Source organism: Buttiauxella sp. AC038 (assembly GCF_979253565.1).
The window spans coordinates 3,974,755-3,991,674 of sequence record NZ_CEEDCQ010000001.1; the positions used below are offsets into that span (position 1 = coordinate 3,974,755).

The 16,920-nt window shown below is 50.6% G+C and carries 14 protein-coding genes; 4 read left to right on the top strand and 10 right to left on the bottom strand.

Features of this window, described 5'->3' with window-relative positions; all coding sequences use genetic code 11:
* Positions 1-10: 10 nt before the first annotated feature.
* From AC0IXI_RS18870 to malZ, 3 genes are all read right to left on the bottom strand, one after another.
* Positions 11-553 carry an antibiotic biosynthesis monooxygenase gene (locus AC0IXI_RS18870; protein ID WP_471682937.1) on the bottom strand — a complete coding sequence of 181 codons (543 nt, stop codon included), beginning with the start codon at positions 551-553 and terminating at the stop codon, positions 11-13.
* Between the two features lie 16 nt (positions 554-569).
* Positions 570-1,211 (bottom strand): hydrolase, encoded by a 642-nt coding sequence (locus tag AC0IXI_RS18875; RefSeq protein ID WP_064516574.1) that lies wholly within the window; start codon positions 1,209-1,211, stop codon positions 570-572.
* Positions 1,212-1,386: 175 nt separating this feature from the next.
* Entirely contained in the window at positions 1,387-3,204 is a 1,818-nt protein-coding gene (malZ, locus tag AC0IXI_RS18880; RefSeq protein ID WP_413498098.1) for a maltodextrin glucosidase, read from the bottom strand.
* Positions 3,205-3,376: 172 nt separating this feature from the next.
* On the opposite strand from malZ, the gene AC0IXI_RS18885 reads away from it, so the two are divergent.
* The gene (locus AC0IXI_RS18885) at positions 3,377-3,670 is read left to right on the top strand and encodes a YicS family protein (RefSeq protein ID WP_064556978.1); all 294 of its coding nucleotides are present in this window, start codon (positions 3,377-3,379) and stop codon (positions 3,668-3,670) included.
* A gap of 46 nt (positions 3,671-3,716) precedes the next feature.
* Here AC0IXI_RS18885 and proY read toward each other — a convergent pair whose 3' ends face one another.
* From proY to phoB, 4 genes are all read right to left on the bottom strand, one after another.
* Positions 3,717-5,099 (bottom strand): proline-specific permease ProY, encoded by a 1,383-nt coding sequence (proY, locus tag AC0IXI_RS18890; protein WP_134184067.1) that lies wholly within the window; start codon positions 5,097-5,099, stop codon positions 3,717-3,719.
* Between the two features lie 71 nt (positions 5,100-5,170).
* Positions 5,171-6,493: a branched-chain amino acid transporter carrier protein BrnQ gene (brnQ, locus tag AC0IXI_RS18895; RefSeq protein WP_471682938.1), complete on the bottom strand. Its 1,323-nt coding sequence runs from the start codon at positions 6,491-6,493 to the stop codon at positions 5,171-5,173.
* A 418-nt stretch (positions 6,494-6,911) separates the two neighbouring features.
* A complete protein-coding gene (phoR, locus tag AC0IXI_RS18900; RefSeq protein ID WP_064516561.1) occupies positions 6,912-8,219 on the bottom strand; it encodes a phosphate regulon sensor histidine kinase PhoR in 1,308 nt (435 codons plus the stop codon).
* A gap of 22 nt (positions 8,220-8,241) precedes the next feature.
* Positions 8,242-8,931 carry a phosphate response regulator transcription factor PhoB gene (gene phoB, locus AC0IXI_RS18905; protein ID WP_064516559.1) on the bottom strand — a complete coding sequence of 230 codons (690 nt, stop codon included), beginning with the start codon at positions 8,929-8,931 and terminating at the stop codon, positions 8,242-8,244.
* Positions 8,932-9,142: 211 nt separating this feature from the next.
* Here phoB and sbcD point away from each other — a divergent pair, with 211 nt between their 5' ends.
* Both sbcD and sbcC read left to right on the top strand, forming a co-directional pair.
* Positions 9,143-10,360 (top strand): exonuclease subunit SbcD, encoded by a 1,218-nt coding sequence (gene sbcD, locus AC0IXI_RS18910; protein ID WP_134184069.1) that lies wholly within the window; start codon positions 9,143-9,145, stop codon positions 10,358-10,360.
* Entirely contained in the window at positions 10,357-13,512 is a 3,156-nt protein-coding gene (gene sbcC, locus AC0IXI_RS18915) for an exonuclease subunit SbcC (protein ID WP_471682939.1), read from the top strand. The genes sbcD and sbcC overlap by 4 nt, the downstream gene beginning before the upstream one ends.
* A gap of 58 nt (positions 13,513-13,570) precedes the next feature.
* Here the strand turns inward: sbcC and mak are convergent, their stop codons facing one another.
* A complete protein-coding gene (mak, locus tag AC0IXI_RS18920; RefSeq protein WP_064516553.1) occupies positions 13,571-14,482 on the bottom strand; it encodes a fructokinase in 912 nt (303 codons plus the stop codon).
* A gap of 125 nt (positions 14,483-14,607) precedes the next feature.
* Between mak and rdgC the strand changes: the two genes are divergently transcribed.
* On the top strand, positions 14,608-15,519 hold the full coding sequence (rdgC, locus tag AC0IXI_RS18925; protein WP_064516551.1) for a recombination-associated protein RdgC: 912 nt from the start codon (positions 14,608-14,610) through the stop codon (positions 15,517-15,519).
* Between the two features lie 85 nt (positions 15,520-15,604).
* Here rdgC and ppnP read toward each other — a convergent pair whose 3' ends face one another.
* Positions 15,605-15,898 (bottom strand): pyrimidine/purine nucleoside phosphorylase, encoded by a 294-nt coding sequence (ppnP, locus tag AC0IXI_RS18930; protein WP_034457894.1) that lies wholly within the window; start codon positions 15,896-15,898, stop codon positions 15,605-15,607.
* Positions 15,899-15,978: 80 nt separating this feature from the next.
* Positions 15,979-16,656, bottom strand: a complete 678-nt coding sequence (locus AC0IXI_RS18935) for an AroM family protein (RefSeq protein ID WP_134184075.1) — start codon at positions 16,654-16,656, stop codon at positions 15,979-15,981.
* Positions 16,657-16,920: the final 264 nt, after the last annotated feature.

Below are 16,920 nucleotides of genomic sequence, written 5' to 3' on the forward strand. Positions count from 1 at the left end.
CAGTGGAACGTTATTTTTTCAGCCAGCCTGCAAACAGGCGCGTCATGATTGGCATCCATAGCCACACCACCAACGCCACCACTAACGCGTCATTGATGAGATGTAACAAAAGCGAACCATGCAGCGAAGGGAAAACCATGGCAGTGATACGTGGCACCACATTAGTGCTTGGGAAAATGACGGCCAGCGTTATCAGGAATTGCTTCCACTGTGCCGGACGTTTGATCGTTGGTGTTTCCGGAGTGAACCAAAATGCGTTTTCGGTGCGCACTTCCAGATGATCGTCCTGGCTGAGGATCGGTTTGATCTCATCGACCAACGCTTCACGCTCAGCTGATTTCGTCCAGGTGGTGAGATTTTCCAGCGTATCGAAGCGGATAACGATGTTGTACACATTGTTTCCGGTCGTTGGGCGAATAACGTGCACCCCGAGATGCCCGGGATAGCGTGCCGCCGCAGGCATAATTTTCGCGAGCCAATCTTCGTATCGCGTAGCATGCCCCGGTTTCAGGGCGTGAGTAATAACCAACGTAACCGTATTGTTGTCAGCCATGAACTATTCCTTTGAATCAGGCTTTTCGCTCTGGCGCGCCATGAACCATGGTGTAGGCGTAATCAACCCCTATCCCGTACGCGCCGCTGTGCTCGCGCACCAGATCCATAACCGCGTCGTAAGTGTCACGCCGCGCCCAGTCACGTTGATACTCAAGCAGCACTTGCTGCCAGGTCACCGGAACCGCCCCTGCCTGAACCATGCGGTCAATCGAACGCTCATGCGCATCCACAGAGGTGCCGCCTGAGGTATCGGTCACTACATACACTTCAAAGCCTTCTCCCAGCGCCATTAATGTGGGGAATGTCAGGCAGACTTCCGTCCACAACGCAGAAATCACCAGCTTCTTTCGACCGGTGGCTTTCACCGCTGCAACAAAAGCAGCGTCTTCCCAGGAATTCATTGAGGATCGTTCGATTGGAGTTATTTCAGGATGAACAGCCAGCAGTTCGGGCCAGATGTAGCCACTAAAACTTTTAGTTTCCACTGAGGTAAAAATGGTAGGGACGTTAAAAATCTTGCCTGCTTTTGCGAGCGCTACCGTATTGTTTTTCAATGTTTGTCTGTCAATATTTGCGACACCAAAAGCCATCTGCGGTTGATGATCGATAAAAATCAGAGTTGAGTTAGTCGGGTCGAGAAGTTCATGTATAGACATAAAGTTTCCTTAAATTTCATCTAGATAATTATGGAGGATGCACGCAGTGCTTCCTCCCAATTGGCATGAGATCTGGAAATGTCTAACTTAAGCGGGTCTTAACTGTGGGGGGACGAAGAATAAGAATAGCACCGGTTTTCCCCTTCGCGTGGCAAAAGGGAAACCGGTTACAGAATTACAAGCAATGCCAAACGGAAACCGAAACAGCAGGCAGCGCCAGTTGTTGGTTTTCAAACCTGGCTTCTCCTTCAAGCCGAGTCCAGGTTTTGTCGTTTAACAGGGGTTGCCTTGGCAGCGTAACCGCCACATTTTCTCCCCGGTTGATTGCCACCAGCACCCGTTCGCTTTGGTAAACGCGCACGAATACCACTACGTCGCCGTCAGCGTGAATGACCTGGCAACCTCCCTGGCGCAAAGCCCGGCTTTTATGTCGCAACTTTCCAAGGCGTTGGTAAAGCGCCAGCAGATCGAGATCCTGATGATCCGGGTTCCACGGGAATGGCTTACGACAGAACGGATCGTTATTACCATCCAGACCGACTTCATCGCCGTAGTAAACGCAAGGCACACCAGGCCAGCAATACAGCCACACTACCGCCAGCGGTAACCTGTCGACGTCATTACCCAGAATCGACTTGAAACGCGCAGTATCATGGCTATCAAGCTGGTTAAACATCCGCAATTGCTGCTGCTGAGAAAGCCCCGCACGATATTCATCCATCCAGGCCATACATGTTTGTGCGTCGATATGCTGCGGATCGTAGGAAATATCGGTGTTCGCAAGGAATCCCCACAGCGGGAATGTGAAGCCACGGTAGTTCATTGCCGCATCTTCAGTGTCATTCTGTAGCCACTGTCGCGCATCCCCAAAATGCTCGCCCAACACATAAGCATCGGGATTGGTCTCTTTTGCAGCTTTGGTAATGCCCGTGACATGCAGGAAGTTATTCCTCGCCCCACCAGCCTCACCGAGCATATGCACCACATCAAGCCGCCAGCCGTCGATGCCCCACGGCTCACGTAACCAATGGCGCACAATACTATCTTCCCCCTGGTAAACCTCATCGACCAACGAGGAAGACTGATAATCCAGTTTCGGCAAGCTGGAATAGCCAAGCCAGTCGAGCGCATGCCCCTCTTGGTTATAGCTGTAAAAATCACGCCATGGAGATTGTGGATTGTGGCTCGCCCCCTCTCCATGAGTTTGCTGCCTGTCAAACCACTGATGCGTATCACCACTGTGGTTAAACACGCCGTCCAGCATCAGGCGCATGCCGTATTTCTGAGTATTTTTACGCAGGCGCAAAAAGGCGTGATCGCCGCCGAACTGCACGTCTACGTGACGATAATCCTGAGTATCGTATTTATGTACGCTCGGCGCGGTGAAGATAGGATTGAGATACAGCGCGGTGACACCCAGCTTTTTCAGGTACGACAGGTTTTCGCTAATCCCATCCAGATCGCCGCCATAAAATGTCGATCCGCCGGCATCTCCACTGAGCGGTTCATCCCAATTGCGCAAAATGATGTCGCGTTTTGCCGCATGGTGATAATAAACCTGATCCTGCTCTGGCGTGCGTTGCTCACTACGCGCAAAACGATCGGGGAAAATTTGATAGAAGATCTGATCCTGTACCCATTGCGGGCCGTCATCCGGAAGATCGATCGCAAACTGCTCAAGTCTTGCAGGCGGAATTGATCTCAAACCTTGCGGTGTTAGCCAGCGCTGTTTATCCAACCACAGCAGCTTGAAGCTGTAGCGTCGGCGCGGCTGCCCTTCGGTTAGATCAATCACACCGCGCCATGCCACCACACCTTCTTCCGGAGCCACTTTTTGGCGCGTCATCTGTATTGAGGTTTCTTCATTATCCTTTTCGTAACGCAGAACTACACGTTGCGGTAAATCATCGCCAGAAACCCACAATGTGATGTACAACTTGTCTTTACGTGTTTGTATGAAAGGGGGCACCGGAAGGTGCCATGCATTCAACATAATCGTATCCCCAGAAAATTTATTGCCGCCACCTTGCCACAGCGTAGCTGGCTATCACTCATCGTTGCTATTTTTATTGGGGGATGAAAGCGGGGGATGAGAAATTGAGCCGTTTGCTTAATAAGTTAGCGCTACCTATAGTGAGAATATTCTCACCGTTCAGGAGACCGTTATGTCTATCGTCCGAAATATTACTCTGCTTCTTTGTGTGGTCTGGTCTGCCAATTCTCTGGCAAATTCGGCTTACGAATCTCTGCAGTTTGGCAAATATAAACAACAAATTATCAGCGACTTAAAGAAGGCTTGCCACCCGCAGAAGAAAACATCTGATGAGGTCTGGGCGAATAAAATCCTCTCTAATGAGGATAATAAAGCCTATATCCGTGATGCGAGGATTGCTCTTGAGCGCAATAACGAGAAAAACTACTGGGATGCGATAAGCAAAGTGGAATGCCCGGAGATGTAAGCAGCAAGGTGGATTTCGCTTACGCTAGTCCACCTGACAACGGTGATTAAACTCCGTTGCTGCTTTCGCTTGCGGCGAGTATCTGGCGGCGTTTGAATAGCCAACCGATCAACAGCAAAACTATCCACACACAGCCAACATACAGCGAAATGCGGGTGTCCGGGTGCCAGCCGATAAGCGCGATAATAAACACCAGGAACACTAGCCCGACTGCTGTGGTCGCAACGCCACCCGGAACCGGGAATTTCAGCGCCTTTGTTTGTTCTGGTGAAAGTTTGCGACGGAAAGCGATCTGCGACAGCAAAATCATTATCCATACCCACACGGTGGCAAATGTTGCCAACGACGCAATCACCAGGAAGACGTTTTCCGGAATCAGATAGTTGAGCACTACCGCCAGTAGCAGCGCACAGCACATCACTAATACGGTGACCCACGGAATACCGTTACGTGAGGTTTTGGCGAACACTTTCGGCGCACTACCCTGCTCTGCCATACCATGCAGCATACGGCCTACACCAAATACGTCACTGTTAATGGCAGAAAGCGAGGCGGTGATAACAACAAAGTTCAGAATGCCTGCCGCAGCCGTTATCCCCATATGCTGGAACGTCAACACGAACGGGCTACCTTCCGTCCCAACCTGGTTCCACGGGTAAATCGACATGATGACAAACAGCGTGCCCACATAGAACACCAGAATGCGTAAAGGAACAGAGTTGATCGCACGTGGAATCGACTGCTGCGGGTCTTTCGCTTCACCGGCAGTAATGCCAATGATTTCAATACCGCCGTAAGCAAACATCACCATCTGCAACGACATAATCATGCCTATCCAGCCATTGCTGAAGAAGCCGCCATTGCTCCATAAGTTATGAATACCTGTTGGCTTGCCGCCGTTACCAATACCCCATACGATGATGCCAATGCCGGCAGCAATCATGATAATGATGGTGGCAACCTTGAAGAATGAGAACCAGAACTCCAGCTCGCCGAACACCTTCACGCTCATCAGGTTAATGGCACAAATAATCAGCACCACACTCAATACCCAGACCCAATGGGGCACTGCGGGGAACCAGAGCCCCATATAGATACCGAAGGCGGTAACATCTGCAATCGCCACAATCAGGATCTCAAAACAGTAGGTCCAGCCAGTGATATATCCGGCTAATGGGCCAAGGTTGTCTTGCGCATAACGGGAGAATGAACTGGCTGAAGGGTTATGAACCGACATCTCGCCGAGTGCACGCATAATGATATATGCCGCCACCCCGCCAATGATGTAAGCCAGCAATACACTTGGGCCAGCCATTTTAATTGCGTCTGCCGAGCCATAAAACAGCCCGGTGCCAATTGCCGAACCCAACGCCATAAAGCGTATGTGCCGGGTACTCAAGCCGCGCTTGAGTTTATTAGCGTTTTCCATTGATTCCATACCTGCTTAACAATAAAAAAAACCACGGAGCTAAGCCCCGTGGTTGAACATAATTTTAATTTTTAGTGGGCGGCGGATGCCACCTGTCGCCCTGCGGCGCGGTCCCAAATGATGGCAATAACCACCATGATGACCGTTGGTGCTAGCCATGCCAACCCTTGATCAGCAAGCGGCAAACGCGCCGTCCACGCTGGTAAAATATCACTGATTGCCGAAGCTTTAATCCCATCAAGGATACCGAACAAGGTACTGATGAGCATCGCCGGAGCGATAACGCGAGTTGAATTATGCCACCACGGACGGGTGAAACTCAGTACCACCAGCGCAATACACGGTGGGTAAATTGCCGTCAGCACTGGAATCGAAATCTGAATCAAATGGCTCAGGCCGAGGTTAGAAACCACCATCGAGAACAGGCCAAGGATAAACACCAGCGAGCGGTAAGACAGCGGCAGAAACTGGCTGAAGAACTCAGCACACGCGCAAGTCAGGCCAATCGCCGTTACCATGCACGCGAGGAAAATCAGCGCGGCAAGGAAGAAGCTACCGGCACCACCGAAGGTATGAGCAACATACGCATGCAGAATTGCGGCACCGTTCGCGTTTTGATCGCTAACCAGCGATGCGCTGTCAGAACCCAGGCGGAACAGTGCTAAGTAAATAAGCGTTAAGCCGATACCTGCAATCAGGCCAGCCCAGATGGTATAGCGCGTCAGTAAGCGAGATTCAGTAACGCCACGTGAACGCGCTGCGTTAACAATGACAATCCCAAAGACCAAAGATGCCAGCGTATCCATGGTCAGATAACCATTGACGAAGCCGTTAGAAAACGCCGCATGTTGGTACGCTTCAGTTGCGGTGCTGATACCACCAGCAGGCCACAGAATCGCACCGACTGACAACGCTAACAGCGCGACAATTTTTACCGGAGCCAGCACATGACCAACGGTATCCAACAATTTGCCCGGATACAAAGAGATGGCCATAACAATGGCAAAATAAACCAGGCTGTAGATAAACAGAGCAAGTTCACTGCTGCCAACCAGCGGCGCAATCCCCACTTCGAAGGAGACAGTCGCTGTACGAGGTGTCGCAAACAGTGGTCCAACGGCCAGATAACAAACGGTGGCCAACAGCACACCGGCACGGCGGCCGATTGGCGAGCTCAGGCTATCAATACCACCACCAACACGAGCGATAGCGACAATAGTCAGAACGGGCAGGCCAACTGCGGTGACCAGGAAGCCAAGGGAGGCAATCCAGACATGCTCACCAGCCTGTAAACCCACCATTGGCGGGAAAATGATATTGCCTGCTCCGACAAACAGCGCAAAGGTCATAAAGCCCAGTGCGAGGATGTCTCGAGATTTCAAATGATGAGTCATAAAATTTATACAGCCTGTGGATGTGTGGTGTTGAAAGTTTTGAAAATATTCAAATTTTTATACGGGTTAACTCGGCATAAAAGCGGCAATTGGTAGTTACGACAGCGGAAAATCCTTTCCTGGATCGGTGGAGAAGAATAGTTGTTTGAATTACCACTCAAATCCAGTCGGTCTACCAATTACAGGGGCGCAATTAAAACGCTTATAGCGTTTGAAGGCAAGAAGGGATCCAAAAACCAGATTGATATCCTTAAATTAGCCAGAAAGTTAGAGGATAAGTTTATCCATCAGAAAATATCATGGTCGTTTGTGCGGTCAAATTACAACCAATCGAGGATTATTGATTTACATCTGAGCAAAAAAAACACAGACCAGAAGACTGGCCTGTGGAAAGTTTTTTTGACACAGCCAGAGCAAGCTACTCTGGCTGAACCACTTTTTCGTTAACGATAAGACGCTCAGGCAGTACAAAGGAAAAGGTCGTTCCTTTACCCGGCTGGCTTTCAATATGAAGACGCGCATCATGATGGCTCAAGGCATGTTTCACTATCGCAAGCCCCAGCCCGCTGCCACCGGTTTGCCGTGAACGCGCTTTATCCACGCGGTAGAAACGCTCGGTCAGGCGTGGAATGTGTTCGGCTGAAATGCCCGGTCCCGTGTCCGCAACGCTAAAGCACGCCCCACCCGCAGCCCGTTTCCAGCTCACGGTAATATGTGTGCCATCTGGTGTATGGTTTACGGCGTTATAAACGAGGTTTGAAATCGCACTGCGCAATTGTTCTTCATTACCAAACACTTTTAAAGCCGGATCAATATCAAACTGTAACGTCTGTCTTTGCTGGCTGAGAGTTTGCGCTTCGCGCTCCACCACACGCAACATCAGTGGCACATCAATCTTTTCATTGAGCACCATCGCGGGTGCAGCTTCAATTTTTGACAACGTGAGAAGCTGCTTAACCAGCCCTTCCATACGCGAGGTTTGTTCGCGCATCGTGCCCAACGCTTTCTCGCGCAGCGGGCCTTCAAGGGTTTGATCCTGCATCATCTCCAGATAACCTTGCAGCACCGTTAACGGTGTACGCAGTTCATGGCTGACGTTGGCAAAGAAGTTGCGACGCGCCCCTTCAAGCTGGTGCATCTGAGTCACATCACGCGCCACCAGCAGCCACTGTTCGTCGCTATAAGGCATTACGCGAAATTCCAGATGGCGGCCATTATTGAGTACCAGTGTCAGCGGGCGAGCAAAATCTTTCTGCGACAAATAGCGGGTAAATTCAGGGTAACGCAGCAAGTTAAGGATGTTCTGCCCGTTATCATCCGGCCAGCGCAGTCCCAATAATTGTTGAGCAAGTCCATTACACCAAAAAATCGTCCCTTCTTCGGTGGTCAGTACGACCGCATCGGGCAATGATTCTGCACCGCTACGAAAGCGCTTAATCAAATTGCCTAATTCTTTTCGGCGCTTTTTATTACGCAGTTGCATCTGATGCAGGCCGTACAACAGCGGGTCCCAACTCCCCCGCCCCGGCGGAGGCGTCATGCTACGATCAACCCACAACCACCACGACAGACGTAGCAGATTCCAGAAATGCCAAACCAGCAGCCCAGTGACTGCCAGTAATAAAAACCAAGGTAAATGGCCAAAAATAAGGCCTAAAATGACGGCCGGTATACAACAGAGCACCAGCTCCAGTACCAGCCTTTTCCATGACAACCGTTCCAGCACGCGTCACTCTCCTGATAAGGAATTAAAAGCGGGTTGAGAACCGATAACCCGTACCGCGTACTGTTTGTACCATTCTGTCATGTCCACTATGTTCGAGCGCTTTGCGTAACCGACGAATATGTACGTCAACCGTTCGGTCTTCGACATAAACATTGGTGCCCCATACATGATTGAGCAATTGTTCACGGCTATACACCCGCTCCGGGTGTGTCATAAAGAAGTGCAGTAGCTTAAATTCTGTTGGCCCCATATCCAATGGGTTTTCCCCGGTCATCACGCGATGCGACGACGGGTCTAGAATCAGCCCCTGCATATCGATCACTTCTTCTACCGCCATCGGAGAGATACGGCGCATCACAGCTTTAATACGCGCCACCAACTCTTTCGGAGAAAACGGCTTAGTAATATAGTCATCGGCCCCGACTTCGAGACCTCGCACACGGTCTTCCTCTTCCCCACGCGCAGTCAGCATCATCACCGGTATATCACGCGTCATAGCTTCACGTTTCAGGTGCTTAATAAACTGAATACCGGAGCCGCCTGGCAGCATCCAGTCCAGCAGAATCAGATCGGGGAAAGGTTCGATAAGCAAGTTCACTGCACTGTCATAATCTTCCGCTTCAACTGGCTGAAAACCGTTTTGCTCAAGCACAAAACTGACCATCTCGCGGATTGGAGCTTCATCTTCTACGACCAGAATGCGTTTCGCCATGATTTGTCTTGTCCAGGGAATAATTATTGTTGTTTCAATGCGGTGCCATTATGCGTCAGATTTATGACAGATTTATGAAAAAAATGACTGTTCAGCAACCCATCAATTTCATTTATGACACAGAGACATATGCCGTTTTCGCCTTGCCCCTGCATCTTCAAGGGCGACGTGTATATAATCGGGACTTCATTTTTAAGCCACCGGACAGGTCATGCGCATAATTCACACATCAGACTGGCATCTTGGTCAAAATTTTTATACCAAAAGTCGCGGTCCTGAGCACCAGGCGTTTCTTGAATGGCTGCTCAAAGCTGCCGTTGAAAATGATGTGGATGCCATAATCGTTGCGGGTGATATTTTTGATACCGGCTCACCGCCAAGCTATGCGCGAGAACTGTATAACCGCTTTGTGGTGCAACTCCAGGCGACGGGATGCTCGCTCGTGGTGCTGGCAGGAAACCATGATTCAGTGGCGACGCTCAACGAATCCCGCGAGCTTATGGCCTGCCTGAATACATATGTGATTGCCAGTGCCCGCCATGATGCAAGCCAGCAAGCTATCCGGCTCAATACCAAAAGCGGCCAGGCGGGTGCGATTCTGTGCCCAATCCCGTTTTTGCGCCCACGCGATATTCAAAGCAGCCAGGCGGGGCTGTCCGGCCATGAAAAACAGCGTTCTTTAATGGAAGCCATTAGCGAACATTATCAGCAGTGTTATCGCGCAGCCTGCGATTTGCGCGCTGACGCGAAGCTGCCGATTATCGCCACCGGGCATTTAACGACCGTCGGCGTGACAAAAAGCGATGCAGTGCGTGACATCTATATTGGCACGCTTGATGCCTTCCCGGCGCAGCATTTCCCGAATGCCGATTACATAGCGCTTGGCCATATTCATCGTGCGCAATTAATTGGCGGCACCGAACATATCCGTTACAGCGGTTCACCTATTCCGCTAAGTTTTGACGAAACCGGCAAGACCAAGAGCGTTTATCTGGTTGAGTTTGCCGAGGGTAAACTTCATGAGGTCACCCCACTGACTGTTCCAGTTAGCCAGCCGTTAGCGGTTATCAAAGGCTCGCTGTCTGAAATTGAACAGCAACTAGAACAGTGGCGCGATGCCCCGGCAGAACCCAAAGTGTGGCTGGATATCGAAATCGCCACCGATGAATACCTGCATGATATGCAACGCCATATCCAGCAAATCACCGAAACGCTGCCAGTAGAAGTGGTGTTGCTGCGCCGTAGCCGTGAGCAGCGCGAACGCGTTATCGCCCAGCAGCATAAAGAAACCCTGAGTGAACTCACCGTTGAGGAAGTTTTTGAACGCCGCCTGGTTCAGGAAGAGACCACCGAGGAGCGTGCGCAGCGCTTGCGCACCCTGTTTGCTCAAACCGTTGCCAGTCTGCATGACACGGAGGAACAGGCATGAAAATCCTTAGCCTACGGTTAAAAAACCTCAACTCCCTGAAAGGGGAATGGAAAATTGATTTCACCAGCGAGCCTTTTGCCAGCAACGGATTGTTTGCTATAACCGGGCCAACTGGTGCGGGGAAAACCACGCTGCTCGATGCTATCTGCCTCGCGCTTTATCACAAGACGCCGCGCCTCAATACCGTCTCACAGTCGCAAAATGATCTGATGACTCGCGATACAGCCGAATGTCTGGCGGAAGTGGAGTTTGAAGTAAAAGGTGTTGCCTACCGCGCATTCTGGAGCCAGAACCGGGCACGCAACGCGGTAAACGGCAATCTACAAGCCCCGCGTGTGGAGCTGGCAGAAGTAGCCAGCGGCAAAATAGTCGCCGATAAGGTCAAAGATAAGCTCGAGATCACCGCCAAATTGACCGGGCTGGATTACGACCGCTTTACCCGTTCGATGATGCTATCCCAAGGGCAGTTCGCTGCCTTTTTAAATGCCGATGCCAATGACCGTGCCTCGCTGCTCGAAGAACTGACCGGCACTGAAATTTACGGCACCGTTTCTGCGGCAGTGTTCGAAAATCATAAAAATGTGCGCAGCCAACTTGAGAACCTGCAAGCCCAGGCTGCGGGTGTAGCGTTATTGAGCGAAGAGCAGCGCCAGCAGCTTGCTGAGAGTTTGCAGGCACTTACTACTGAAGAAAAAGTACAGCTTGCAGAACAACTTAAACTCCAGCAACACCAGCAGTGGCTCGGCCTGCTTTCACAGCTCACACAGAAGCATACACAGACCCAACAGGCCTTGAATGCTGCAACCCTCGCAATAACAGAGGCGGCACCGCAGTTAGAAAAACTCACCCGAGCGCAACCCGCAGAAAAACTGCGCCCGGACTGGAAACGGTTACAGGAATTACAAACCACTCTACAAGCCACGCGCATTAAAACTGAGGAAGTGAACACTCGCTTACTTCAGACAAAGGCACGCCGCCAGCAGACACGGCTCGCAGCAGCAAGCCAGGCTGCAAAACTGACTGAAGAGGATACTCAGCTTCAGGATTGGCTGAAAACCCACGGACATTTTCGCTTGTGGGGGGCAGAACTGGCAGGCTGGCGCATGGCTTTCAGCCAGCAACAGCGTGATGCCACTCAGCTACAAACTTTGCAACGAGATATCGATGCCAGCCAGAAAAAACTCGCTCTGCTGCCTGTCATTGAATTGTCTCTTAGCGCAGATGAAGTTAGTGCTCATTTACAGACGACGATTGCCGCGCGCCCTCAGCGCCAGAGGCTTGCAACGCTTCAACCGCAGCTCTCCTCATTACTCAAGCGCAAAGCTCTTCAGCAACAAGAGCTCGCCATTCTTGAGAAACAGATTACCGAAGGCGATGCGCAGCTGGTGCTTAAACGCCAGCAATATAAAGAACGCCGCCAACATGAGAGTGATTTGGAGAAAGTATGCGAATTGGAAAAACGCATTGTCAGCCTGGAAGCTGAACGCGCCCTTTTGCAACCTGAGCAACCTTGCCCACTGTGCGGCTCCACGCAACACCCGGCGGTCGCTGATTACCAGGCGATACAACCAGGTGAAAACCAGCAGCGCCTGGATAAATTAAAACTGGAAGTAGCAAGCCTTGCAGAAGCGGGCTTTGCGATGAAAGGCCAGCTTGATACACAGCGCAAACAACGTGAAAACCTGATTCATACCATCAAGACCCTGGATGAAGAAGAAAACGAGCTGCGCGCTCACTGGCAACAACTGTGCGCCAGCCTGCAATTGGTGCTGGCACCCGAAGATGATATTCAGCACTGGTTCGAAAGTGAGGAGCAGCGCGAACAGCAGCTGCATCAGCTTAGCCAGCGCATTGTGCTGGAAGAACAGCTAACTCAGGCGAAAGTCCAGCATCGTAAACTTGCCGATGAAATTGCAACCCAACGCGAAGCGCTGAACACAGCCCTGGAAAATGTTGGCCTGCAACATCCCGCTCACGGTGAAGAAAATAACTGGCTGGCGCAGCGACAGCAGGAATCGCAACTCTGGCAGCAACGCAGTGAACAGTTACCGCGTTTGCAGCAACAACTGGCAAGCCTTGAGGGTGTGTTAAATGCCTTTATTGACGATGGCACCGTGCCAGCGTTGCTATCCGAAAGCGAACAAATCGCAGCATTACAAAACTGGCACCAGCTGCACAGCGATTGCATTGCCCTGGAAAGCCAATGGCAAACACTGCAACAGCAACTGCAGCAAGAGGAAACTCGTGTTGCTCAGGCAAACGCGCAATTCCTAAGTGCGCTTGCCGCAAGTCCCTTTACCGACGTGGAATCATTCCAGGCGGCGTTGCTGGATGAAAATGAACGCCAGATGCTTGAGCAGAAAAAACAGCAGCTTGAGCAACAACACCAGCAGCAAACCGTGCTCTGCCAGCAGGCTGAGAAAGCGCTAGCGGAGCATACTGCTGCTCGCCCGCAAGCACTGGCGGAAGATACACAGCTGAGCGAGCTGCAAGAACAGTTAGCCCATTGCAACCAGCAGTTGCGCGAGAACACCACTCAGCAAGGCCAGATTCAGCAGCAATTGCGCCACGATGCTGAAAACCGCCAGCGCCAACAAGGGCTGATGCAGGCCATTGTAGAGTGCCAGCAGCAAGTTGAAGACTGGGGTTATCTCAACGCGCTGATTGGATCAAAAGAAGGCGATAAATTCCGTAAGTTTGCCCAAGGGCTGACGCTAGACAACCTGGTATGGCTTGCCAACAACCAGCTCAACCGACTACACGGGCGCTATTTGTTGCAACGCAAAGACAGCGAAGCGCTGGAATTACAAGTGGTGGATACCTGGCAGGCTGATGCGGTGCGTGACACGCGTACACTTTCTGGTGGCGAGAGCTTCCTGGTCAGCCTTGCGCTGGCACTGGCGCTCTCCGATCTGGTGAGCCATAAAACGCGTATCGACTCGCTATTCCTGGATGAAGGCTTTGGCACGCTGGACGCCGAAACGCTGGATACCGCGCTAGATGCGCTGGATACGCTTAATGCCAGTGGAAAAACCATTGGCGTCATCAGCCACGTCGAAGCGATGAAAGAACGCATTCCAGTACAGATTAAGGTGAAGAAGATTAACGGGTTAGGCGTGAGTCGCCTGGCGAAGGAGTTTGCTGTCGGTTGATTTTTGCGGATGACGCTGCGCTTACCCGATCTCCGAGCGCAGCGTCATAGGCCCGCTTTTATTTCTCTAATGGCCACAACCATGCAGCACCACGTACACCGCTGGAATCACCGTGCACCGCTTTACGAATTGGGGTTTCGCACTCGCCACCAAATACCCACGGTTTCACTAGCTGCGGCACCGTTTTGTACAAGCGTTCGTTATTGCTCATCCCACCGCCCAATACAATCACATCGGGATCAAGAATATTGACGATGTGCGCCAGTGATTTTGCGAGACGCATTTCATAACGCGCGATCGCCAGTTCAGCGACCGGATCTTGTTGATCGACTAAATGCATGATCTCATTGCCTTTGAGCTTTTTCCCGCTCAGGCGATGGTAATCGGTGCCAAAGCCGGTACCGGAAATAAAGGTTTCGATGCACCCTTGTTTGCCACAGTAGCAAGGCACTTCCTCGCGAAAACGCAGCTCGTCTTCGTCCATCCAGGGCAATGGGTTGTGCCCCCACTCGCCCGCAGTACCATTGCCACCAATCAAACTGCGGCCGTTAATGGCGATACCTGAGCCACAGCCGGTTCCGATGATCACCGCAAAGACAATCGCTGCCCCTGCTGCTGCACCATCTATGGCTTCGGAAACCGCCAGGCAGTTGGCATCGTTTGCCAAACGCACTTCACGGCTTAGCGCATTGCATAAGTCTTTGTCGAAAGGTTGGCCATTGAGCCAGGTTGAGTTGGCATTTTTTACCACTCGGGTATAGGGCGAGATTGAGCCTGGGATACCAACGCCGACCGTTCCCTTCTCACCAGTGGCCTCTTCAGCCAGGCGAACCAATTCAGCAATGGTGCCAATGGTTTGCTGATAATCATTTTTCGGTGTTGGCAGGCGATGACGGAAAAGTTGTTTACCATCATCCGCCAGTGCGATCACTTCTGTTTTTGTTCCACCTAAGTCGATACCAATGCGCACAGCGATGCCCTCATTTAATTAGTGTTATCAACAGAATAGAAGTGTGGCCCTGTAAAGGCAATGAAACACAGCGGCTGATTCGCTATCATGCCCGCTGCGTTTAACTGACAGTCCGGGAAATAATCATGCTGTGGTTCAAAAATTTAATGGTTTACCGTTTAAGCCGTGACATCACGCTTTCAGCGGATGAGATGGAAAAACAGTTGGCCGCGTTTACTTTCACCCCATGCGGTAGCCAGGATATGGCGAAGACCGGCTGGGTGTCGCCAATGGGTTCGCACAGCGATGCATTAACCCATGTAGCCAACGGGCAGATTGTGATTTGCGCCCGTAAAGAAGAAAAAATTCTCCCGGCTCCGGTGATTAAACAAGAACTGGAAGCGAAGATCAGCCGTCTTGAAGCCGAACAAGCTCGTAAGCTGAAAAAGACCGAGAAAGATTCTCTGAAAGATGAAGTGCTGCACTCTTTACTGCCACGTGCTTTCAGCCGTTTCAACCAAACCATGATGTGGATCGATACCGTCAACGGTTTGATTATGGTCGATTGTGCCAGTGCTAAAAAAGCTGAAGATACGCTGGCACTGCTGCGTAAAAGCCTCGGTTCGCTGCCTGTTGTGCCACTGGCGCTGGAAACCCCTATTGAACTGACGCTGACTGAGTGGGTACGTTCTGGCGACGTGCCTCCGGGCTTTGCGCTGATGGATGAAGCCGAGCTTAAAGCTATTCTTGAAGGCGGTGGTGTAATTCGCTGCAAGCAGCAGGATTTGGTTTGTGATGAGATTGCCGCCCATATCGAAGCCGACAAAGTGGTAACCAAACTGGCTCTCGACTGGCAAGAACGTATTCAGTTTTTGATTGCTGATGACGGTTCGATTAAGCGCCTGAAGTTTGCCGATACGCTGCGCGATCAAAATGAGGATATTGACCGTGAAGATTTCGGTGCTCGTTTTGATGCAGATTTTATTCTGATGACGGGTGAACTGGCGGCGTTGATTAAGAATCTGGTGGAAGCTCTGGGCGGCGAAGCTCAACGCTAATATTTTTCAGAAGATAATGTTTTACCCTAAATAATTCGAGTTGCAGGCAGGCGACACACCTGCAACTTGAAGTATGACGGGTAAATTATTTATCAGCTAAATAACGGCAAAGATACGACGTAGGTTCAGCGACTTGTAAATGGAATTCGCTGTGTCCTGGGACGTGGAACACGGTGCCCGCTGCATAAGTTTTCCACTCGGTTTCACCCGGAAGTAAAACGTGTAATGCACCACTGATGACGGTCATTTCTTCTGGTTGAGCCGTGCCGAAAGTATATTCACCTTCAACCATAACCCCAACACTCGCGCGGCCAGTGCTGCTGCTTGTAAAACCAATAGACTTCACTTTACCGGAAAAGTACTCATTACTTTGAAGCATGACCAGGCCCTTTTTAAAATAGTTGAAAAAACAATATAGAGGGGAACTTGAGAGCCTGTCACGCAAATTATTACCCGCCGTTAAGCGAGCAATTCTGACGCTAAACGCGCAATCAACACGTTCGATAACAATACCGGGACATCTAAGGATTTTTGCAACAAATCGCGATGTTTTTGATGGAATCCAAGGCAGTCCAGCACCAAAACATCTGCACCACTCTCTACCAGTTTCTTCCCTGCATCGATAAGCTCTTGATCAGTTCCATGAACAGGGTTAGCCAGTTCATACAACGGCTCAATGGGTAATAACTCCCATTTTTTGTTCTGATATTTCATCATTTCGGGAACGGGCAGAATGATACCGACCTGGTGCCCATCGACTATTGAAGCCACAAGCGGGGGGATAATTCGCTCAGGCTCCAGCAAAATACCTTTACGCACCGAGAGATTGGCTAAGCGGTGTGTGCTCATCAATAAAATGACATCGAAACCCTGGTTATCCAGCACCTCAATAACACTTTGCAACGCTCGTTCTACTTTCTGCTTCCCCACGTAAGCCAAAACGTTACCGGTTAACAGCGTCAGAAGTTGTTCTTCATCGGGTGACGGTGAAAATTCCTCCATCACTTCGTCATAAGAAAGATTACCTAACAGACTGAAAGTTTTAATTTGTTCTTCAGAAATATGGTCTGTGAGTAGCGGCAGTATTTCACTGACCGGAACGACACCGATGGTGAGAATTGCCAATGTTTGTTTCATGTTTCGTTCCGCCCTTGTCCCATATCAGTCCTTCGCTACTGCACTGGTATCTTTCCTGTGAATGATACTCTGCTGAAGGTCGCTCAATAATTAACCACAAAGCGTAGCAGCATATTTGCAGAGCATCTGCCGGAATATTCAACGAAACGTCAACGACATCTTTACAACATCACGATAATGATTTGTTAACAACAAGATTGAACGAAAGGTGTGATTAATGACCAGGTCATTGAGTTAACTCGAAAAAGAGGGGGTAATCATGGC